Annotated in this window: 19 protein-coding genes and 1 pseudogene; 1 reads left to right on the forward strand and 19 read right to left on the reverse strand. The window is 61.9% G+C overall.

Going from position 1 to position 19,845, the window contains the following annotated elements:
• Positions 1 to 420 (forward strand): annotated as a pseudogene (locus QZ564_RS11525) (hypothetical protein); the annotation flags it as partial.
• Here QZ564_RS11525 and QZ564_RS11530 read toward each other — a convergent pair.
• The 19 genes from QZ564_RS11530 to zapE form a co-directional block, all read right to left on the reverse strand.
• On the reverse strand, positions 417 to 752 hold the full coding sequence (locus QZ564_RS11530; protein ID WP_297109639.1) for a cupin domain-containing protein: 336 nt from the start codon (positions 750 to 752) through the stop codon (positions 417 to 419). The pseudogene QZ564_RS11525 and the gene QZ564_RS11530 overlap by 4 nt on opposite strands.
• A 4-nt stretch (positions 753 to 756) precedes the next feature.
• On the reverse strand, positions 757 to 1,518 hold the full coding sequence (gene kduD, locus QZ564_RS11535; protein ID WP_297109641.1) for a 2-dehydro-3-deoxy-D-gluconate 5-dehydrogenase KduD: 762 nt from the start codon (positions 1,516 to 1,518) through the stop codon (positions 757 to 759).
• Positions 1,518 to 2,348, reverse strand: coding sequence for a 5-dehydro-4-deoxy-D-glucuronate isomerase (kduI, locus tag QZ564_RS11540; protein ID WP_297109643.1), 831 nt, complete (start codon positions 2,346 to 2,348; stop codon positions 1,518 to 1,520). The genes kduD and kduI overlap by 1 nt, the downstream gene beginning before the upstream one ends.
• Positions 2,349 to 2,351: 3 nt before the next feature.
• Entirely contained in the window at positions 2,352 to 3,098 is a 747-nt protein-coding gene (locus QZ564_RS11545; RefSeq protein ID WP_297109645.1) for a FadR/GntR family transcriptional regulator, read from the reverse strand.
• A gap of 4 nt (positions 3,099 to 3,102) precedes the next feature.
• Complete coding sequence (locus QZ564_RS11550) at positions 3,103 to 4,383, reverse strand: TRAP transporter large permease (RefSeq protein WP_297109648.1); 1,281 nt, start codon at positions 4,381 to 4,383, stop codon at positions 3,103 to 3,105.
• Between the two features lie 5 nt (positions 4,384 to 4,388).
• Positions 4,389 to 4,916, reverse strand: coding sequence for a TRAP transporter small permease (locus tag QZ564_RS11555; RefSeq protein WP_297109652.1), 528 nt, complete (start codon positions 4,914 to 4,916; stop codon positions 4,389 to 4,391).
• A 60-nt stretch (positions 4,917 to 4,976) separates the two neighbouring features.
• Entirely contained in the window at positions 4,977 to 5,957 is a 981-nt protein-coding gene (locus tag QZ564_RS11560) for a TRAP transporter substrate-binding protein (protein ID WP_297109655.1), read from the reverse strand.
• A 342-nt stretch (positions 5,958 to 6,299) separates the two neighbouring features.
• The gene (gene lpdA / locus QZ564_RS11565) at positions 6,300 to 7,709 is read right to left on the reverse strand and encodes a dihydrolipoyl dehydrogenase (protein WP_297109658.1); all 1,410 of its coding nucleotides are present in this window, start codon (positions 7,707 to 7,709) and stop codon (positions 6,300 to 6,302) included.
• Between the two features lie 21 nt (positions 7,710 to 7,730).
• Positions 7,731 to 8,363, reverse strand: a complete 633-nt coding sequence (locus QZ564_RS11570; protein WP_297109662.1) for a LysE family transporter — start codon at positions 8,361 to 8,363, stop codon at positions 7,731 to 7,733.
• 311 nt (positions 8,364 to 8,674) lie between these two features.
• The gene (locus QZ564_RS11575) at positions 8,675 to 9,064 is read right to left on the reverse strand and encodes an MAPEG family protein (RefSeq protein WP_297109665.1); all 390 of its coding nucleotides are present in this window, start codon (positions 9,062 to 9,064) and stop codon (positions 8,675 to 8,677) included.
• 92 nt (positions 9,065 to 9,156) lie between these two features.
• The gene (locus QZ564_RS11580) at positions 9,157 to 9,615 is read right to left on the reverse strand and encodes a hypothetical protein (RefSeq protein WP_297109667.1); all 459 of its coding nucleotides are present in this window, start codon (positions 9,613 to 9,615) and stop codon (positions 9,157 to 9,159) included.
• Between the two features lie 164 nt (positions 9,616 to 9,779).
• Positions 9,780 to 11,069, reverse strand: coding sequence for a 2-oxoglutarate dehydrogenase complex dihydrolipoyllysine-residue succinyltransferase (odhB, locus tag QZ564_RS11585; protein WP_297109670.1), 1,290 nt, complete (start codon positions 11,067 to 11,069; stop codon positions 9,780 to 9,782).
• Positions 11,070 to 11,093: 24 nt separating this feature from the next.
• Complete coding sequence (locus tag QZ564_RS11590) at positions 11,094 to 14,093, reverse strand: 2-oxoglutarate dehydrogenase E1 component (RefSeq protein WP_297109673.1); 3,000 nt, start codon at positions 14,091 to 14,093, stop codon at positions 11,094 to 11,096.
• 288 nt (positions 14,094 to 14,381) lie between these two features.
• The gene (gene sucD / locus QZ564_RS11595) at positions 14,382 to 15,287 is read right to left on the reverse strand and encodes a succinate--CoA ligase subunit alpha (RefSeq protein WP_297109676.1); all 906 of its coding nucleotides are present in this window, start codon (positions 15,285 to 15,287) and stop codon (positions 14,382 to 14,384) included.
• Between the two features lie 62 nt (positions 15,288 to 15,349).
• On the reverse strand, positions 15,350 to 15,874 hold the full coding sequence (locus tag QZ564_RS11600; protein WP_297109679.1) for a hypothetical protein: 525 nt from the start codon (positions 15,872 to 15,874) through the stop codon (positions 15,350 to 15,352).
• A gap of 4 nt (positions 15,875 to 15,878) precedes the next feature.
• Positions 15,879 to 17,072, reverse strand: coding sequence for an ADP-forming succinate--CoA ligase subunit beta (gene sucC, locus QZ564_RS11605; RefSeq protein ID WP_297109682.1), 1,194 nt, complete (start codon positions 17,070 to 17,072; stop codon positions 15,879 to 15,881).
• A gap of 89 nt (positions 17,073 to 17,161) precedes the next feature.
• The gene (gene mdh / locus QZ564_RS11610; RefSeq protein ID WP_297109685.1) at positions 17,162 to 18,124 is read right to left on the reverse strand and encodes a malate dehydrogenase; all 963 of its coding nucleotides are present in this window, start codon (positions 18,122 to 18,124) and stop codon (positions 17,162 to 17,164) included.
• A gap of 94 nt (positions 18,125 to 18,218) precedes the next feature.
• Positions 18,219 to 18,704 (reverse strand): hypothetical protein, encoded by a 486-nt coding sequence (locus QZ564_RS11615; RefSeq protein ID WP_297109688.1) that lies wholly within the window; start codon positions 18,702 to 18,704, stop codon positions 18,219 to 18,221.
• A gap of 3 nt (positions 18,705 to 18,707) precedes the next feature.
• The gene (gene zapE / locus QZ564_RS11620; protein ID WP_297109691.1) at positions 18,708 to 19,841 is read right to left on the reverse strand and encodes a cell division protein ZapE; all 1,134 of its coding nucleotides are present in this window, start codon (positions 19,839 to 19,841) and stop codon (positions 18,708 to 18,710) included.
• Between the last annotated feature and the right edge of the window lie 4 nt (positions 19,842 to 19,845).

Below are 19,845 nucleotides of genomic sequence, written 5' to 3' on the forward strand. Positions count from 1 at the left end.
GGGCGTATCTCGGTCCGCTCCGCCTATCGCTCACCTGAAGTCAACCACTTCGGCAACGCCAACAAGCTGAACTGTTCGACCAATGAGAAGAACCACGCCGGCCACATCTGGGATCGGCGCGACGCGAAGGGCCGCATGGGCGCCACCGCCTGCGTGATCGTCAACCGCTTCATCCCCTATTACGAGCGCACCGGCGATTGGGAAGCCCTGGCCTGGTGGGTGCATGACCACCTGCCCTATTCCGATATGGAGTTCTTTCCCAAATTCGCGGCCTTCAACCTGCAATGGCGGGAAGAGCCCGAGCGCACCATCTACAGCTTCATCCCACCCCGTCGCGGCCGCCTGACCAGGCCGGGCATGGACAATTGGGATGGGCGGCATGAGACGGCCTATGCGGCCATGCTCGCGGAGATCAGCTAGACGAAGTCCTGCCGCATCGGCGTGAACACGTCCACCAGCCGACCCTTCTCCAGCGCCACGACGCTATGCACGAGACCCGATGGCACAATGAAGCTGCCACCCTGGCCGACCACTTCCGTCTTGCCATCGATGGTTACCTCAAAGCTGCCTTCGGCGACGTAACTGACCTGGATATGCGGGTGGCTGTGCGGTGCGCCAACGGCCCCCTTCTCAAAGCCGAACTCCACCTGCATCAGCTCGGGCGTGTGAATCAGCACGCGGCGGGTATTGCCGGGCGCCAGTTCGGTCCAGGCGGTTTCATTGGGTTGCGCGAAGAGCTTATGTTGGGTCATCTCATTACCTCGCAAGCCAGCCGCCATCGACCGGGATGACGGCGCCATGCATGTAGTTGGACGCGGGCGCCAGCAGGAACACTGCCGCGTCGCCAATGTCTGACGGTACACCCCAGCGGCCCGCGGGAATGCGCCCGAGAATGGCAGCGGACCGGTCCGGGTCGTTGCGCAGAGCCTCGGTATTGTTGGTTTCGATATAGCCGGGCGCCACGGCGTTCACATTGATGCCCTTGGCAGCCCATTCATTGGCGAGCAGCCGGGTAATGCCCAGCACCCCACTCTTGGAAGCGGTATAGCTGGCCACCCGAATGCCGCCCTGAAAGCTCAGCATTGAGGCGATATTGACGATCCGCGCCTCGCGTTCCGCCGCGATGGCCTTGCGCCCCAGGGACTGGCTGAGGAAGAACATCGTCTTGAGATTGATGTCCATCACGCTGTCCCAGTCGTCCTCCGTGAAATCCACCGCATCGACGCGCTTGATAATGCCGGCATTGTTCACCAGCCCATCAATGGGGCCATGCTTGTCCCAGGCTGCGTCGAACATGGCCTGGGCGTCGCTGGTGGACCCTAGATCGGCCTGAACGGCGACCAGTTCGGCGCCAATCGACGCCATCAGCTCCGCCGTTTCGTCCATGGTCGACCGGCCCACAGCGATCACCCGCCCGCCGGCCCGACCGACGCTAAGGGCAATACCCTGGCCGATGCCGGTATTGGCGCCGGTGACCATGATGGTCTTGCCCGATAGGGAAAAGGCGCTGAGATCCATCAGCGCAGATCCGTCATTTCGACTTCTTCGACATCGGTATAGTCGACATTGTCGCCGGCCATGGCCCAGATGAAGGTATAGGCGCCAGTGCCTGCGCCGCAATGGATCGACCAGGGCGGGGAGAGGATCGCCTGCTCATTGCGCACGATCAGGTGCCGGCTCTCATCTGGCTCACCCATCAGATGCACCACGAAGGCGTCGGGTTTGAGGTCGAAATAGAGATAGGCCTCCATGCGCCGGTCATGCACATGGGCGGGCATGGTGTTCCAGACCGAGCCGGGTGCGAACTGCGTCAACCCGACGACCAGCTGGCAGGTTTTGACGCTGTCGGCATTCACATACTGGAAAATCGAGCGTTCATTGGCGGTTTCGTTGCTGCCCAAATCCAGCCGCTTGGCATTGGCCTTCTGCAGCAGCGTGGTTGGATAGCTGGCATGGGCAGGGGCGCTGAGCAGATAGTACTTGGCACCCTCGCCGGCAAAGCGCACATCCGTGGCGCCCATGCCAACATAGAGCATGTCGCGCGGTCCAACGGCATGGTCGGCGCCATTCACCGAGATCGTGCCGGGCTCCCCGATATTGACCGCAATCATCTCGCGGCGATCAAGAAAATTGGCCGTGCCGGTCGGCTTGATGGCCTCCAGGGCCAGCGCGCCGCCATTGGGCACCGCCCCGCCCACGGCCATGCGGTCGTAATGGGTATAGGTCCAGCGCACCTCGCCGGCGGCAAACAGGTCATCGATCAGGAAGTTTTCGCGCAACTCATCCGTGCCCATGGCCGCGGCCGTCGAAGGGTCGATGGCAAAGCGAATGTCGAAATCGGTACTCATTCTCTAGTCCTGTTTACTGGTGCTTTGTTCGGCCAGGCGGGCGCGATACCGGTCCTGGCTGCGCGAGAGGTGATCGCGCATGGCTTCGCGGGCGCCATCGGCATCGCGGGCGGCAATGGCGTTGAGAATGCGGCGATGCTCTTCATGCAGGCCGACCTGGTATTCATAGGTCAACACGCTGTCCGTGCCCCAGGGCGAGGCGACATCGCAGGGAATTGTGCGACTGCCCAGGGCATCAAGCACTTCCAGATAGAACGGGTTGTTCGTGGCCGCGGCTATGGCGCGGTGAAAGGCGAAGTCCGTCTTGCCGGTTGGATTGCCGGCAGCCATCAGGCGTCCGAATTCATTCCAGGCCTCCTGGATGGCCGCGACCTGGCTGGTGCTGTGGCGCTGCGCGGCAAGCCCCGCACTTTCAATCTCGATGCCCATACGCACTTCGAGCACGTTCAGGGCCACCGAAATCTTGTTCGAGCGTTCGCCGGCAATGGCGCTGAAGGCCGAGCTGGCCTGCGCCATAACGAAGACCCCAGCCCCCTGCCTGGGTTCGACCATGCCATCGGCCGCGAGTGCCGCGATGGCCTCGCGCACCACGGTGCGGCTGACCCCGAATTGCGCGGTAAGCTGGCTTTCGGTGGGAAGCTTCTCGCCGGGCCCGAACTCGCCCGAGCCGATGCGCTTGCGCAGCGCATCGACCACGATGGCGGCCAGCTTGGGCTTTCGAACCGGGTTTGCGACGTCCACCAGGGCCATCAGATCACCGGAACAGACTTGGCAGCCACAAGGACAGGGCCGGGATATAGGTGACCAGACCCAGCACCAGGATGCCGGCCAGATAGAAAGGCCAGACGCTGCGCATGGCCGCCCAGATGGAGATCTTGCCCACGGCCGCGGCGACGAATTGCACCGGCCCCAGCGGCGGGGTGTTGAGCCCAATGCCGAGGTTGAGAATCATGATCACCCCGAAATGCACCGGATCAACGCCGAAGCTGGTGACCATGGGCAGGAAGATCGGCGTCGTGATGATGATCAGCGGGCCCATATCCATGAAGGTGCCAAGCAGCAGCAGCAGCACATTGATCAGCAGCAGCACCATCAGCGGATCGCTGGTGAGCTGGCCCACCATTTCGGTCAGGATCGGCGCCACCCGGAGATAGGCCATCAACCAGCCGAATGAGGCCGCCGCACCAATGATGAACAGCACCATGGCGGTGGTCCGCACGGCGCCGGTGACGCAGTGGACGAAGTTCGACCAGTTCATGCTGCGATAGATCAGGAGCGTCACGAGGAATGCGTAGATGACCGCGATGCAGGAGCTTTCCGTGGCCGTGAAGATACCCGAGCGCACGCCGCCAAAGATGATGGCGATGAGCAACAGGCCGGGGATCGAAATGATGAAGTATTGCAGGGCCTTGGCAAAGCCCGGGAAAGGCTCGGTGGGATAGCCGCGCTTGCGGGCCACGACATAGGCGGTGACCATGAGCGCCAAGGCCAGCAACAGGCCCGGAATGACGCCGGCAGTGAAGAGATCGGCAATCGAAATGCGCCCGCCGCCGGACAGCGAATAGATGATCATATTGTGGCTGGGCGGCAGCAACAGGGCGATCAGCGCCGCCATCGAGGTCACGTTGACCGCATAGTCGGCCCCATAGCCGCGCGCCTTCATCTGCGGGATCATGATGCCGCCAACCGCCGCCGCCTCCGCCACGGCCGAGCCGGAAATACCGCCGAACAGGGTCGAGGCCACCACATTGACCTGTCCCAACCCGCCCCGGATATGTCCGACGACGGCGCCGGCGAAGGCGATTATGCGAGCGGCGATACCGCCACGCATCATCAGGTCGCCGGCAAAGATGAAGAAGGGGATGGCCAGCAGCGTAAAGGGCGAGACGCCGGAATTCAGCTGCTGAAACACCACCACGGGCGGGCGGCCCAGATAGACGATGGTGGCAAAGCTGGCGATGCCCAGAGAGAAGGCAATGGGGGTCCCCACGACCATCAGCAGGCCGAAGACACCAAAGAGAATCCAGTATTCCATTGCGATCAGGCCTCGGAAACAGTGTGGTCAGCGGCCTCGGCGTCCACTGGTTCGCCTGCAAGCCTGAGCGCCATGCGCTCGGCAATGAACAGGCAGATCAGCACGCCCGACACCACGATGGGAAGGTAGGTGAAGGTCTGCGGCAGGCCGAGAACGGGAATGCGCACGCTCCAGCCCCGAATGGCCAGCTCCAGTCCATACCAGACCATGCCAAAGGCAAAGGCGAAGATGGCAATGTCGCTGAAGCCGCGCAGCCAGGGCTTGGCCGCAGGGGGCATGACATAGAGCAGCACATCAAAGCCCATATGGAACTTCTCGCGCACGCCCACAGCCGCACCCAGGAAGATGAACCAGCTCATGATCATGATCGAGGCCCCCTCGGTCCAGGGCGGCGACGCGTTGACCACGTAGCGCATATAGACCTGGTAGGCGACCAAAATGGTCATGACCACAAGGCCGGTTCCGGCAAGCCACAAGGCGGCGGTCGATATCGCGCCAAAGACGCGGCTGATGGCCAGGAGCCCGTTCTTCATCGGCTCATTCTCCCAAGGAAAGTCTCCGGGCCGGCACGACAGCCGGCCCGGACATCAGCATCAGCCTTCGGTGGCCTGGATGCGGGCAACCAGATCCTGCAGCTTGGGATCGGTGACATACTTCTCATAGACCGGCTTCATCGCTTCGATGAACGGGGTCTTGTCGACTTCGTTGATCTGCACGCCGAGCGCTTCGACCGCAGCCTTGGACTCCACTTCCTTGGCGGCCCAGAGCTCACGCTGGTAGGCAACCGATTCCTTGGCGGCTTCGCGCATGGCCTGCTGGTCTTCCGGGCTCAGGCCGTCCCAGACGATCTTGGAGACCACCAGCACTTCGGGCACCATCAGGTGTTCATCCAGCGAATAGAACTGGGCCACCTCGGCATGGCCGGCGGTATCATAGCTGGGATAGTTGTTCTCGGCGCCATCGATCACGCCGGTCTGGATGCTCGAATAGACTTCGCCATAGGGCATCGGGGTGGCATTGCCGCCCAGGGCGCCGACCATGTCCACGAAGATATCGGAACCCATGACGCGGAACTTGAGGCCTTCCATGTCGGCCGGCGAAGAGATCGGCTTCTTGCTGTTGTAGAACGAACGCGCGCCGCCGTCGTAATAGGCCAGGGCAATGACATCCACGGCCTCGAAAGCGGCCAGGATTTCGTCGCCGATCGGACCATCCAGCACATTGTGGAAGTGCTCGGCAGAGCGGAAGATATAGGGCAGCTGCGTGACGGTGGCTTCGGGCACCTGCGTGCCAAAGGCGCCGATCGAGATGCGGTTGAGGTCAATCACACCGAACTGGGTCTGTTCGATCGTGTCAGCTTCCTGACCGAGCTGAGCGGAGTGGAACACTTCCACCGAGTAGCGGCCATCGGTCTTTTCCGAAAGCAGTTCACCGAACTTCTTGACGGCTTCGACCGTCGGATAGCCATCCGGGTGCGTGTCCGACGAGCGCAGTACGGTCTGGGCGCTGACTGCCGAAACCATAAGTGTAGACGCGACGACGGCAGCAGCCGCCATCTTAGGCAGATGAAACATGGTTGTCCTCCCAATGAGTTACAGGCAAGGGTTGGGCCGGCTCTACCGCCGCTGCCACCGATGCCGCAGATGCACGGACGAGATATTCTCCCCTGCTCTCAGGCGCCGCAGGCGTATGTGCAAGTGCCGGCAGACCTGATGCCAAACTTGTATGGAAGATGAATTTCCGTGTCAACACATCTTCCATACCAGAACTTATTCCGCCTCATAATATCAGTCAACATATGATTTTTCGTATGTTGTATGATGAATTTTCCGCCGGCTTCCGGATCAAAATAAAACCTCCCGGAACCGAGATTCCGGGAGGTTTTGATAGGAAAGTCGGTCCGAGCGGCCGGCGAACTAGATGTGGATAGCGCCATCACCCAAGGACAAGGCGGCCTCGCGAATGGCTTCGCTCAGCGTCGGATGCGCATGGGTGGTGCGCGCGAGATCTTCAGAAGCGCCGGAGAATTCCATCAGCGTCACCAGCTCATGGATCATCTCGCCGGCATTCTTGCCCACGATGTGCGCTCCCAGCACGCGGTCCGTCTCGACATCGGCGAGAATTTTGACAAAGCCCTGCGTCGCCAGCATCGCCTTGGCGCGGCCATTGGCGGTGAAGGGGAACTTGCCGATCTTGTAGTCTACGCCGTCTGCCTTGAGTTCATCCTCGGTCTTGCCGACCGAGGCGACTTCCGGATTGGTGTAGACGACTGCCGGGATGGCCGCATAGTTCACATGACCGGCCTGGCCAGCCAGGATTTCGGCCACGGCGATACCCTCGTCCTCGGCCTTGTGGGCCAGCATCGGGCCGGCGATCACGTCACCAATGGCATAAATGCCATCGACCGAACTCTTGTAGTGACCATCGACCCGCACACGGCCGCGCTCATCCAGGGCCACCCCGGCAATGTCGAGCCCGAGCCCCTCGGTATGCGGCTTGCGGCCGATGGCGACCAGCGCCACATCGGCCCCGAGTTCCTCGGCTTCGCCACCCTTGGCGGCCTCCACCTTGACCTTGAGCGAGCCGTCGTCCTGCTTTTCGATGCCGGCAACCTTGCTCGAAAGCTTGAACTCCATGCCCTGCTTTTGCAGCATGCGCTGGAACTGGCGGGCCACTTCGCTGTCCATGCCGGGCAGTATGCGATCGAGATACTCCACCACGGTGACCTGAGCCCCCAGACGCATCCAGACCGAACCCAGTTCCAAGCCGATCACGCCAGCGCCGATAACGACCAGCTTGTTGGGCACCTTTTCCAGATTCAGCGCGCCGGTCGAGGTGACGACCTGCTTCTCGTCGATCTCGATACCCGGCAGATTGGCCGAAACCGAACCTGTGGCGATGACGATATTCTTGGTGGCGATCTCGGTCTGGGCGCCGCTCTGCGGGGTCACCAGCACCTTGCCGGCGGCCGGGATCGAGCCGATGCCGCGGAACACAGTGATCTTGTTCTTCTTGAACAGGTAATCGACACCACCGACATTGGAGGCGACCGTCTCGCTCTTGTGGGTGAGCATCTGCTTGAGATTGAGCTGGGGCGCGGGAATATCGATACCCAGGGCCTTGAAGCCATGACCGGCTTCCTCGAATAGTTCGGAGGCATGCAGCAGCGCCTTGGACGGGATGCAGCCGATATTGAGGCAGGTGCCGCCAAGGGTCGCCCATTTCTCCACCACGGCCACCTTCATGCCCAGCTGCGCCGCGCGGATCGCGCAGACATAGCCGCCCGGGCCCGAGCCGATGATGGTAAGGTCGAATTGGTCTGCCATTGTTCTTGCCTCAGAGAATGATCAGCGTTGCTGCGCCAGTGCGACACGCACAGCCAGCGCCAGGAATGTAATGCCGGTGACCCGATTAAACCACCGGCCGAAGCGGTAAAAGCCCTGCCGCACCGAGGGGGTCGTAAAGAAGACCGAGACCAATGCAAACCAGGCAAAAAGCATTAATGCCATGCTGGCCACATAGATCACCTTGGCCTGCCCGGCTGTTTGCACCGATACAAGCGAGGTGAACAGGGCCAGGAAGAACAGCACGGCCTTTGGGTTGAGCAGATTGGTCAGGAACCCCAGCGCGAAGGCTGCCATGTCGCCCTTGCGAGCGGACGTCCCGTCGATCACCTCAGGCGGTTGTGGCGGCGGACTGCGCAAAGCGGAAACGGCCAGCCAAACCAGATAGGCGGCCCCGGCCCATTTGAGAATGTTGAACAGGAGCAGCGACTGCCCCACGATCACCCCGACCCCGAGCAGTGTATAGGTGCCGTGGACCAGGATGGAGGTGGCGATACCCGCCGAAGTCAGCAGCGCCTCACGCCGTCCGTGCACCACTGACTGGCGTAGCACCATGGCGAAATCGGCCCCCGGAATGACCGCATTGATGCCGAAGGCCAGCATCAGACCGGCAAATTCAAGCCAGTGAAATTCCATTGGTCGCCACCGCCGCGAAAATGTCGCGGTAACGGTTACACCAGCAGCACGCCAGGGGCAACGCAGCGCAACACATGTCCCCCTGCCCTATGGGCATGGGTGCTAGCCGTAGCCAAGATAACTTTGGAGAACGCTGGGCAAGCCCCCCACCCTAGTTTTGCTACGGCCTTCGGCCTAGCGACGCTACCCTCCCCACAAGGGGGAGGGAGACGATGAACACAGCCGCTTCGGTCTTTTGCATCCCTCCCCTTGATGGGGAGGGACCGAGGGTGGGGTGGGCGGCAAACGTCGAACTTGGAATGATTCCGGGGCTAAAACGCCACGCCGAAAAACATAAGCACCAGTCCGAGAAACGAGATCGTCCAGATCAGCGAACGCATTTGTGGGATGTCGATGAAATAGGCCGGCAGATAGACCCAGCGGGCCCAGAACCAGACTTGCCCACCCCATTGGGTCAGGGCATCGGAACGGCCGGCCAGTTCAGTGGCAACGGCAAGCGCAATGAAAACACCATAGGTTTCAAGGAAGTTGCTCAGTGCCCTCTGGCCACGCACCGTCCACTTATTGGGTGGGCGCTCGTGGTCGCGTTGGCTATTGGCGTGTTCAAGACCATAGTCGATGCGATAAAGTGTCAGCTGCACGCCAAGATAGGCAAAGGCCAGCGCAGTGCTCCAGATGAGCAGGGTCAGTTCAACGCTCACGAAATACTCCTTTGCCCCGGACAACGCGGCAGCGCGCCCATCGGATCAACCGGAAAGGGCAGACTGGCAGGTCTCAGAGCAATCGGGCTGGGTCAGGAGGCCGAAATCTCCTGCGCGCGCTTGAGCACGCCGGGGAGTTGTTGATCAATGTCCAGCGCGCCACTCACCACCTGTTCGAGAAAGGCGCGACAGAACACCCCTTTGTCCGGCGACTGGTTGTAAGCTGTCATGATCTGGGTGCCGCCATAAGTCTCGGCGGTCTTGACCTCGGCCTCCGAACCGCCGCCCAGCCGCGCGATCACCCTGTCGGCCAGGTCCAGATAGCTGACATTGCGCAGATACCAATTGGCAGCGGCATCCTGGTAGGCGGTGTCGAGCCCGGTGGTTTCATAGCAATGGGTCGTCATCACCTCCACGATCGCCTTCGAGCCGTGAAAGGCCATGAGTTCGCCTACGAGTGCCGTATCGGCTGTGTCCTGTGCCAAGGCCGGCAAGGCCGGCAAGGCCAGCATCGACAGGCCCACACCCGCAACCAGTTTCACTCGCAACACGAAACTCTCCTGAACCAGAACGAGACCAGCGCCCACGCACCGCAGCGTATCAGGGCCAATTGCTAACGGAATCTTACCGGCCGGCCGCGCTCCACACACCAATTGGTGAGGCACGAAAAAGGCCCGTCGAAGCGGGCCTTTCAATCGCAGAACTGTGGCCAGAATTAGAGGTCCAGCACCAGACGCTCGGGGGCCTCGAGGCTTTCCTTGACGCGAACAAGGAAGGTCACCGCTTCCTTGCCGTCGACAATGCGGTGATCATAGCTCAGCGCCAGATACATCATCGGCCGGACCACGATCTGGCCGCCAACCACGACCGGGCGCTCCTGGATCTTGTGCATGCCCAGAATGCCCGACTGCGGAGCATTGAGGATCGGGGTCGACATCAGCGAGCCATAGACACCGCCATTGGAGATGGTGAAGGTGCCGCCCTGCATGTCGGCCATGGAGAGCTGGCCGTCGCGGGCCTTCTTGCCGAGATTGCCGATTTCCTTCTCGATCTCGGCAATGCTCATCTGGTCGGCATTGCGCACGACCGGCACCACCAGGCCCTTATCGGTGCCAACGGCCACGCCGATATGGGCATACTGCTTGTAGATCAGGTCATCGCCATCGATCTCGGCATTGACCGCCGGGATTTCCTTGAGCGCGTGGACCACGGCCTTGGTGAAGAAGCCCATGAAGCCCAGCTTGACGCCGTGCTTCTTCTCGAACAGCTCCTTGTACTGATTGCGCAGATCCATCACCGGCTTCATGTCCACCTCGTTGAAGGTGGTCAGCATGGCAGCGGTGTTCTGCGCGTCCTTCAAACGCCGGGCGATAGTCTGGCGCAGTCGGGTCATCTTGACCCGCTCTTCACGCTCGGCATCGTCAGCGGCAACAGGAGCCCGCGGCGCGGCAGGCTTGGCGGCCGGAGCTGATGCCGGGGCGGCCTGCGCTACCGAAGGAGCAGCGGCCTGGGCCGGGCGGGCAAGAGCCGACAACACGTCTTCCTTGAGCACCTGGCCGGCCTTGCCCGAGCCCGCGATATTGTTGGCATCCAGGCCCTTTTCGTTGATCAGCTTCTGCGCAGAAGGGGCCGGGGCCCGATCCGTCGCCGTCACCGGCTTGGGGGCGGGCTCTTCCTGGATCTGTTCCGGGCCCGCGGCATTATTGGCCGGGGTCTCGGTCTTGGGCTCGCTCGGGGCAGCAGCGGGGGCCGAGGCAGCGGCACCCGAACCGGCGGCGATGGCGCCCAGAAGCGCACCGACATCGACGGTGTCGCCGGGCTGGGCGGCAATCGCTTCGAGCACGCCGGCGGCCGGCGCCGGCACCTCGATGGTGACCTTGTCGGTTTCCAGTTCCACCACAGGCTCATCGGCGGAGACGGCGTCGCCAACCTTCTTGAACCACTGGCCGATGGTGGCCTCGGTAACGCTTTCACCCAGGGTCGGGACGCGGATTTCTGTCGACATTGAGAATTGTCCTTCTAGATCGGGTTACTGCGCGAACGCGTCGTCGAGGAATGCCTGAAGCTGAGCCAGATGCGTACGCATCAGGCCGGTCGCCGGCGAGGCAGCGGCCGGACGGCCCACATAGCGGACACGTTCGCCGCCACGCCCCATCTGGTCGAATACCCACTCGACATAGGGCTGGATGAATGCCCAGGCGCCCATATTGCGCGGCTCTTCCTGGCACCAGACCACATCGGCATTGGGGAAACGGCTCAATTCGTCCAGCACGGCCTTGGCCGGGAACGGATAGAGCTGCTCGACACGCAGCAGATAGACATCGTTGATGCCTTTCTTCTCACGGTCTTCGAGCAGGTCGTAATAGACCTTGCCGGTGCACAGCACCACGCGGCGGATCTTGTCGTCGCTGGCCAGCTTGATCGTGGTCTTGGGCGCGCCGGGTGCTTCCGCATCGTCCCAGAGCAGGCGATGGAAGCAGGAATCCGGTCCCATTTCCACCAGACCCGAAACGGCGCGCTTGTGGCGCAGCAGGCTCTTGGGGGTCATCAGGATCAACGGCTTGCGGAAGTCGCGCTTGAGCTGCCGGCGCAGCACATGGAAGTAGTTGGCCGGCGTCGTGCAGTTGGCGACCTGCATATTGTCTTCTGCACAAAGCTGCAGGAAGCGCTCCGGACGGGCCGAAGAGTGCTCGGGGCCCTGGCCTTCATAGCCATGCGGAAGAAGCATCACCAGGCCCGACATGCGGAACCACTTGCGCTCACCCGAGGAGATGAACTGGTCGATGACGACCTGAGCACCATTCACGAAATCGCCAAACTGGGCTTCCCATAGCGTCAGCGCCTTGGGCTCGGCCAGGCTGTAGCCATACTCAAAGCCCAACACCGCCTCTTCAGACAGCATCGAGTTGATGACTTCGTAGCGGGCCTGCTCCGGATCGAGATTGTTGAGCGGCGTATAGGTCTTGGCTTCGACTTCCTGGTCGTTGAGCACCGAATGGCGCTGGCTGAAGGTGCCGCGCTCGCAGTCCTGGCCGGACAGGCGCACGGGGTGTCCCTCGGTCACCAGCGTGCCGAAAGCCAGCGCCTCGGCCGTGGCCCAGTCAATGCCTTCACCGGCCTCGATCGCCTTGAGGCGATTGTCCATGAAGCGCTTCACCGTCTTGTGGACGTTGAAGTCCTCCGGCACCCGGGTCAGCCTGGTGCCGATATCGACCAGCTTGTCGACGGCAACACCGGTTTCACCACGGCGCGGACCTTCGTCCTCGGCCGGCTTGAAGCTTTTCCACTGGCCATCAAGCCAATCCGCCTTGTTCGGGCGATAGTCCTGGCCCGACTCAAACTCGGCCTCCAGATGCGCCTTCCAGTCGGCCTTGAGCTTTTCGACATCGGCCTGGGTGACCAGACCTTCACCGATCAGCTTCTCCGAATAAAGCTCAAGCGTGGTCTTGTGGCCACGGATCTTGGCGTACATCGTGGGCTGGGTGAAGCTGGGCTCATCGCCCTCATTATGGCCGTAGCGGCGATAGCAGAACATGTCGATGACGACAGGGCGGCCGAACTTCTGGCGGAACTCAACGGCCACCTTGGCGGCGAAGACCACAGCCTCGGGATCATCGCCATTCACATGCAGCACCGGCGCCTCGATCATCTTGGCGACGTCGGTTGGATATGGCGAGGAGCGCGAATACATCGGGCTGGTGGTGAAGCCGATCTGGTTGTTGATCACGAAGTGGATCGACCCGCCCGTGCGGTGACCCTTCAGGCCGGACAGCCCAAGGCATTCCGCAATGACGCCCTGCCCGGCAAAAGCCGCATCGCCATGAATGAGAAGCGGCAGCACCATGGAGCGGTCCGGCTTGCCATCGGCGATGTTCACCAGCTTGCCATCCGGGGCAATGTGCTGATCCTGCTTGGCGCGCGACTTGCCCAGCACCACGGGATCAACGATTTCCAGATGGGAGGGGTTTGCCGTCAGCGACAGGTGCACCTTGTTGCCATCGAAATCGCGGTCAGACGAAGCACCCAGATGGTACTTCACGTCGCCCGAACCCTCGACATCGTCTGGGTAGAATGCGCCGCCCTTGAACTCGTGGAACAGCGCGCGGTGCGGCTTCTGCATCACCTGGGTGAGGACATTCAGACGCCCGCGGTGCGCCATGCCCAGGACGATATCCTTGATGCCCAGCGCGCCGCCGCGCTTGATGATCTGTTCGAGCGCCGGAATGGTGGCTTCACCACCATCAAGGCCGAAACGCTTGGTGCCGGTATATTTGACGTCGAGGAACTTTTCGAAGCCCTCGGCCTCGACCAGCTTGCTCAGGATCGCCTTCTTGCCTTCGGGGGTGAAGGTGATTTCCTTGTCCGGTCCCTCGATGCGCTCCTGGATCCACTGCTTGGCTTCGGGATCCGAGATATGCATGAACTCGATGCCCAGCGTGCCGCAATAGGTGCGCTTGAGGATCGCCAGCATCTCGGGAATGGTGGCGTATTCGAGCCCCAGATAGTTGTCGATGAAGATCTTGCGGCTATAGTCCGCGTCGGTGAAGCCATAGCTCTTGGGATCGAGCTCGGGCGCCGGTTCGTCGGTCTTGAGCTTGAGCGGATCGAGATCGGCATGCAGATGCCCGCGCATGCGATAGGCGCGGATCATCATGATGGCGCGGATGGAGTCGCGCGTGGCCTGCAGCACATCGGTGGCGCTCGGCGCCGGCTTGCCCTCGGCGGCGGCCTGCTTGGCCACGGCCTTCTCGACCTTGAGGGCCGCCTGCCCCCAATCGCCGTCCAGCGCGCTGACCAGCTCACCGCCTTCGGCCTGCGGCCAATCCTTGCGGCCCCAGCTGGGTCCGTCGGCATTTTTCTTGGCCTCGGCCTGACTGTCGTCGAGCCGGGAGAAGAAGCTCGACCAGGTCGGATCGACGCTGGAAGGATCGGTTTTGAAGCGGGAATAGAGTTGTTCGATGTAGTCGGCGTTCCCCCCATAGAGGAACGAGGTCAGCAAGAACGTGTCGTTCTTTTCCTGTCGTGTCATCGCTTTTTTCGCAAGGCCTTGCGCCCCGCCATCCTTCTCAACGAACCGGCCTGGAGTATCCAGATCCGGTGTCAAATGCGGTCATCCAAAAAGTGGGCCGAATATTGACCGCGTTTCCTTTGTATCTTGTTAAGACTTGCGGCGCCCCGCAAGGCGCCACGGCTCACCGATATGTGTTTCAAACGGCTTCAGGTTCGGCCTAACACCGAACCTTGACCGAAGCGCGACCGCCATTGGCCGCATGATGGCACCCCGCCCATCTGGGCGGGGTCACAATTCCTACGCGATTTAGCCGCGCAGAACGTCCGCCAGCGTCGCGCCGATGCGCGCCGGGGAAGCCGAAACCTTGATCCCGGCCGCTTCCATGGCCGCGATCTTTTCTTCCGCGCCGCCCTTGCCGCCCGAAATCACGGCGCCGGCATGGCCCATGGTGCGGCCCGGAGGGGCGGTACGGCCCGCAATGAAACCGGCCATCGGCTTCTTGCGACCCTTCTTGGCCTCGTCGATCAGGAACTGGGCCGCTTCCTCTTCGGCCGAACCGCCGATTTCGCCGATCATGATGATCGACTTGGTGGCGTCGTCGGCCAGGAACATCTCGAGCACGTCGATGAATTCGGTGCCCTTGACCGGGTCGCCGCCGATACCCACTGCTGTGGTCTGGCCAAGGCCTTCATTGGTGGTCTGGAACACTGCTTCATAGGTCAGCGTGCCCGAGCGCGAAACAATGCCCACCGATCCCTTGGAGAAGATCGAGCCCGGCATGATGCCGATCTTGCATTCTTCCGGGGTCAGGACACCGGGGCAGTTCGGGCCGATCAGGCGCGACTTGCTCTTTTCGAGCTTGGCCTTGACGCGCACCATGTCCATGACCGGCACGCCCTCTGTGATGCAGACGATCAGCTCGATCTCGGCATCGATGGCTTCCTCAATGGCCGCAGCCGCACCGGCCGGCGGCACATAGATGACCGAGGCATTGGCGCCGGTCTTGTCCTTGCCCTCGGCAACCGAGGCAAAGATCGGCAATTCGGTGCCGTCGACGCCCGAGGACCAAACCTCGCCACCCTTCTTGGGGTGCGTGCCACCCACCATCTTGGTGCCGTAATAGGCCAGCGCCTGTTCGGTGTGGAAGGTACCGGTCTTGCCGGTCAGGCCCTGCACAAGAACCTTGGTGTCTTTGTTGACGAGAATGGACATCTGTTTCTCTTCCGTCTCTGGGCGCCAGGCGCCAATTCGTGCCCGACTTGGCGGGCGGATTACTATTCGCTGCTTGCGGGTTTCGGCGTGAGGATGGTGAGCTGGATGACAAAGCCCACGGCGTCCCAATGGGTGATCAGCAGGCTGTCGTCGCTGGTGCCGACCAGACTGGCATAGGTACCACCGCTTTCGGTGGTCACGTCCCCGGCATAGCCGTCAAGCGCGGCCAAAGCTTCGATGGCCTTGTCGCCCTGTCCCTTGGGGTCGGCAACGTCGATGCGGCAATAGCCCAGGGTACGATCCGGATAGCTCTCGACCAGCGCGAACATGTCGCCCCAGCCGATCCCCGGGATCTCCCGGCCTGCCGAATAGGACCGGATGAACGGGCTCTCCGAGTCATCCTGATAGGCATCCCATCCGGCGCTGACGGCCTCATCGACAGCCAGCACGTCACCCTTGGCAAAAGCCTCGCACATCTCCAGCGCCGCCACGGCCTCATCGGCCACGGACGTCTTGGTCTTGCCCTGCGCCAGGGCCGGTTGAGCAACCAGCCCCAGTGCCAGAACGAGTGCGAGGCTCCAGCGCATCGGCTTAGCCCTGCACCGCCTTGACGATCTTCTGGGCGGCATCGTCCAGATCATCGGCCGAGATCACGTCGAGACCCGAATTGTCGAGGATTTCCTTGCCTTCCTTGACGCGGGTGCCTTCCAGGCGCACCACCAGCGGCACCTTGAGGCCGACTTCCTTGACCGCGGCGATCACGCCTTCGGCGATGACGTCGCAGCGCATGATGCCGCCAAAGATGTTGACCAGAATGCCCTTCACTGCCGGATCGGCGGTGATGATCTTGAAAGCCGCGGTCACTTTCTCTTTTGAAGCACCGCCGCCAACGTCGAGGAAGTTGGCCGGCTCGGCGCCATAGAGCTTGATGATGTCCATGGTGGACATGGCCAGGCCCGCGCCATTGACCATGCAGCCGATATTGCCGTCCAGCGCCACATAGGCGAGGTCGTACTTGGACGCTTCGATTTCCTTGGCGTCTTCTTCGGTGAGGTCACGCAGCGGCTTGAGCTCTTCGTGGCGGAAGGACGCGTTGTTGTCGAACGAGACCTTGGCATCGAGCACGCGCAGATGGCCATTGGTCATGACGATCAGCGGGTTCACTTCAAGAAGGCTCATGTCCTTTTCGGTGAAGGCCTTGTAGAGGATCGGGAACAGGCTCTTGCCGTCCTCGGCTGCCGCACCATCGAGCCCAAGGGCAGAATTGATCTTTGCCACATCGGCATCGGTGACGCCGGCCATCGGGTCGATGGCGACGGTGATGATCTTTTCAGGCGTGTGCTCGGCGACGGCCTCAATATCCATGCCGCCTTCGGTGGAAACCACGAAGGAGACGCGCGAGGTGGCGCGATCGACCAGCAGCGAGCAATAAAGTTCGCGGGCGATATCGGCGCCATCTTCGATATAGAGGCGGTTGACCTGCTTGCCGGCCGGACCGGTCTGCTTGGTCACCAGGGTATTGCCGAGCATTTCCTTGGCGTTGGCAATGACATCCTCGACCGACTTGGCCAGGCGCACGCCGCCCTTGGCATCGGGACCCAGTTCCTTGAACTTGCCCTTGCCGCGACCACCGGCATGGATCTGGCTCTTGACCACATAGAGCGGGCCCGGCAGCGACTTGGCAGCCGATTCGGCTTCATCAGCCGAGAAGATGGCAACGCCCTGAGCAACCGGCGCGCCATATTCCTTCAGCAGCGCCTTGGCCTGGTGTTCATGGATATTCATTCTTTTCCCCTTGGGTGGGCAGACATCAAATCCGGCATTTCTGGAGCCGGAAAGCCAAAAGCCGCTGGCAGGGCCAGCGGCTTGGAACCTTACGCCAGCTTCGGCGCGATCTTTTGACAGGCCTGGATCAGGCCCTCAACGGCCGCGACCGACTTGTCAAAGGCCTTTTGCTCGGCGGAGTTGAGCGCAATCTCCACGACCTTTTCCGCGCCACCGGCACCGATCACGACCGGCACGCCAACATAGGTGCCCTTGACGCCATATTCGCCATTGAGCAGCACTGCGGAGGGCAGCACGCGCTTCTTGTCCTTGAGATAGCTCTCGGCCATGGCGATGGCGGAAGCGGCCGGGGCATAGAAAGCCGAACCGGTCTTAAGCAGACCCACGATCTCGGCGCCACCATCACGGGTGCGCTGGATGATCTCGTCGAGCTTTTCCTTGCTCATCCAGCCCATCTTGACGATGTCGGTGAGCGGAATGCCGGCGACGGTCGAGTAGCGGGCCAGCGGCACCATGGTGTCGCCATGGCCGCCCAGCACGAAGGCGTTGACGTCTTCGATCGACACACCCAGCTCATCGGCGATGAAGTGGCAGAAGCGCGAGCTATCCAGCACGCCAGCCATGCCGATCACCTTGTTGGCGGGCAGGCCCGAGAACTTCTGCAGCGCCCAGACCATGGCGTCGAGCGGGTTGGTGATGCAGATGACGAAAGCATTGGGCGCATATTTGGAAATGCCCGCACCCACCTGCTCCATCACCTTGAGGTTGATTTCGAGCAGGTCATCGCGGCTCATGCCTGGCTTGCGCGGCACGCCGGCGGTGACGATCACCACGTCGGCGCCTTCGATGTCCTTGTATTCGGACGTGCCCTTCATCTTGACGTCGAAGGACTGGGTCACAGCCGACTGGGCAATGTCCAGCGCCTTGCCGGGGCCGACGCCGTCGACCACGTCGAACAGCACCACGTCACCGAGTTCCTTCTGAGCCGACAGCAGGGCCAGCGTCCCGCCGATCTGACCTGCACCGATAAGGGCAATCTTCTTGCGCGCCATAAATCCTCATCCCGGACTGCGTTGAATTGGCGCACCTCTTAACCCTGTCAGGACATGCGGGCAAGTGAACCCTTCGTCGTAATTGGGTTTTAGCTCATGCTGATGGGTGATGGGGCGGTGCCGGTTGGGCATTGGTGGCGAGGAAAGCATCCACTGCCCGCCCGCTATTCAATTCATGGATGGCGACCCGACCGCACTCCGCCGCCAGAACGGCACGGTCGCGCGGACCGAAAACGCTGTCATAGTGCCAGGTCCAGACCAGCAAGCGCCAGTTCCACCCATCCCGGCGCATGACGCGCCATAGCCGCAGCAGGCGGGGCGGATTGAGCCAGATTATGCAGTCGGCTCGGGACGCCCGATAGTCATAGGTGCGACTGTTCCCACCTTCGACGATCCAGCGCGATCCGTCTGCGGCCGCCCGACTGTCGGCGTCGATCTGGTCAGGGGGCCTGACTTGCCCTGCCCCGTCATGGACAAACGCGTCTATCGAGATGACCGGGAGTCCCTGGTGCTCACCCAACCGCCTGGCCAGCCAGGTTTTGCCTGACCCGGGTCCGCCAATGACCATGACCCGGCCCATGTATCAGTCTGCCTCAGCGGGGGCCGCATCGCGCAGGCCCTTGCCCAGATATTCTTCGGACTGCATCTCGGTCAGCCGCGACAGGGTGCGCTGGAACTCGAACGCCGTCTTGTCATCTGCCCCGAGCTCGTCGAGCGGCACGGCGAAACTGGCAGCCAGTTTCACGCCACGGTCATATATTGAGTCGATCAGCAGGATAAAGCGCTTGGCCGCATCGGATTTGGTGCGATCCATCTGCGGGACATTGTCGAGTACGACAGAATCGAACTGATGCGCGATACGCACGAAGTCGCGTGTGCCCAGCGGTTTTTCGCAAAGGTCCGAGAAACCAAAACGCGCCGCGCCCATGGCCATCAGCGGCACCGGGATTTGGCGGCCAATGCTTTCCACGACGCCCGGCGTGCCCGGCTCGCCGCCTGTAATCCTGAGCCACATCTTGTCCATGGCCTCGCGCACCTCGGGCCCAGTGCCAAACGCGTAAACATGCTGGCCCGCAAATTTGAGGCGCCGATAATCCTGCTGGCTGGGCAGGTCGGCGACCACGGTCTTTTCCTTGAGCAAGGCGATGAAGGGCAGGAAGAGCTGCCGGTTGAGCCCGTCCTTGTAGAGCCCGTCCGGCACGACATTGGACGTCGCCACCAGCGTCACGCCACCGGCGAAAAGTTTCGAAAACAGCCGGTCGAGCAGCATGGCATTGGCAATGTCATGCACGTGGAATTCATCGAGGCAGAGGAGACGCAATCCCCCTTTGAGGATGGGCTTGACCACCGCCTCGACTGGGTCGGCATCGTCATCCTTGCCGCGCGGCGATTTGCGGAAAGCGGCAATCCCCGCATGCACCTCGTCCATGAACTCATGGAAATGCACCCGCCGCTTTTCCTTGAACGGTACGGCGGCAAAGAACAGGTCCATCAACATGGTCTTGCCGCGCCCGACTTCCCCATGGAGATAGAGCCCGCGGATGGCCTTCGCCGCTTTCTCGAAAAAGCCGAAGACGCGCTTGGGCTTGTGGGAGACCAGATCTTGGAGGACCCGGTCGAGTTCCCGTGCGGCTTCCACCTGCGCTGGATCGGGCGTCAGCGCGCCCCGGGCGACGAGGTCGTGATAGGCGGCCAGGACGGGGGAGGATTTTGCCATGGGG

The sequence above is a fragment of the uncultured Devosia sp. genome, assembly GCF_913055165.1.
In the GTDB taxonomy this organism is placed as follows: Bacteria; Pseudomonadota; Alphaproteobacteria; order Rhizobiales; family Devosiaceae; genus Devosia.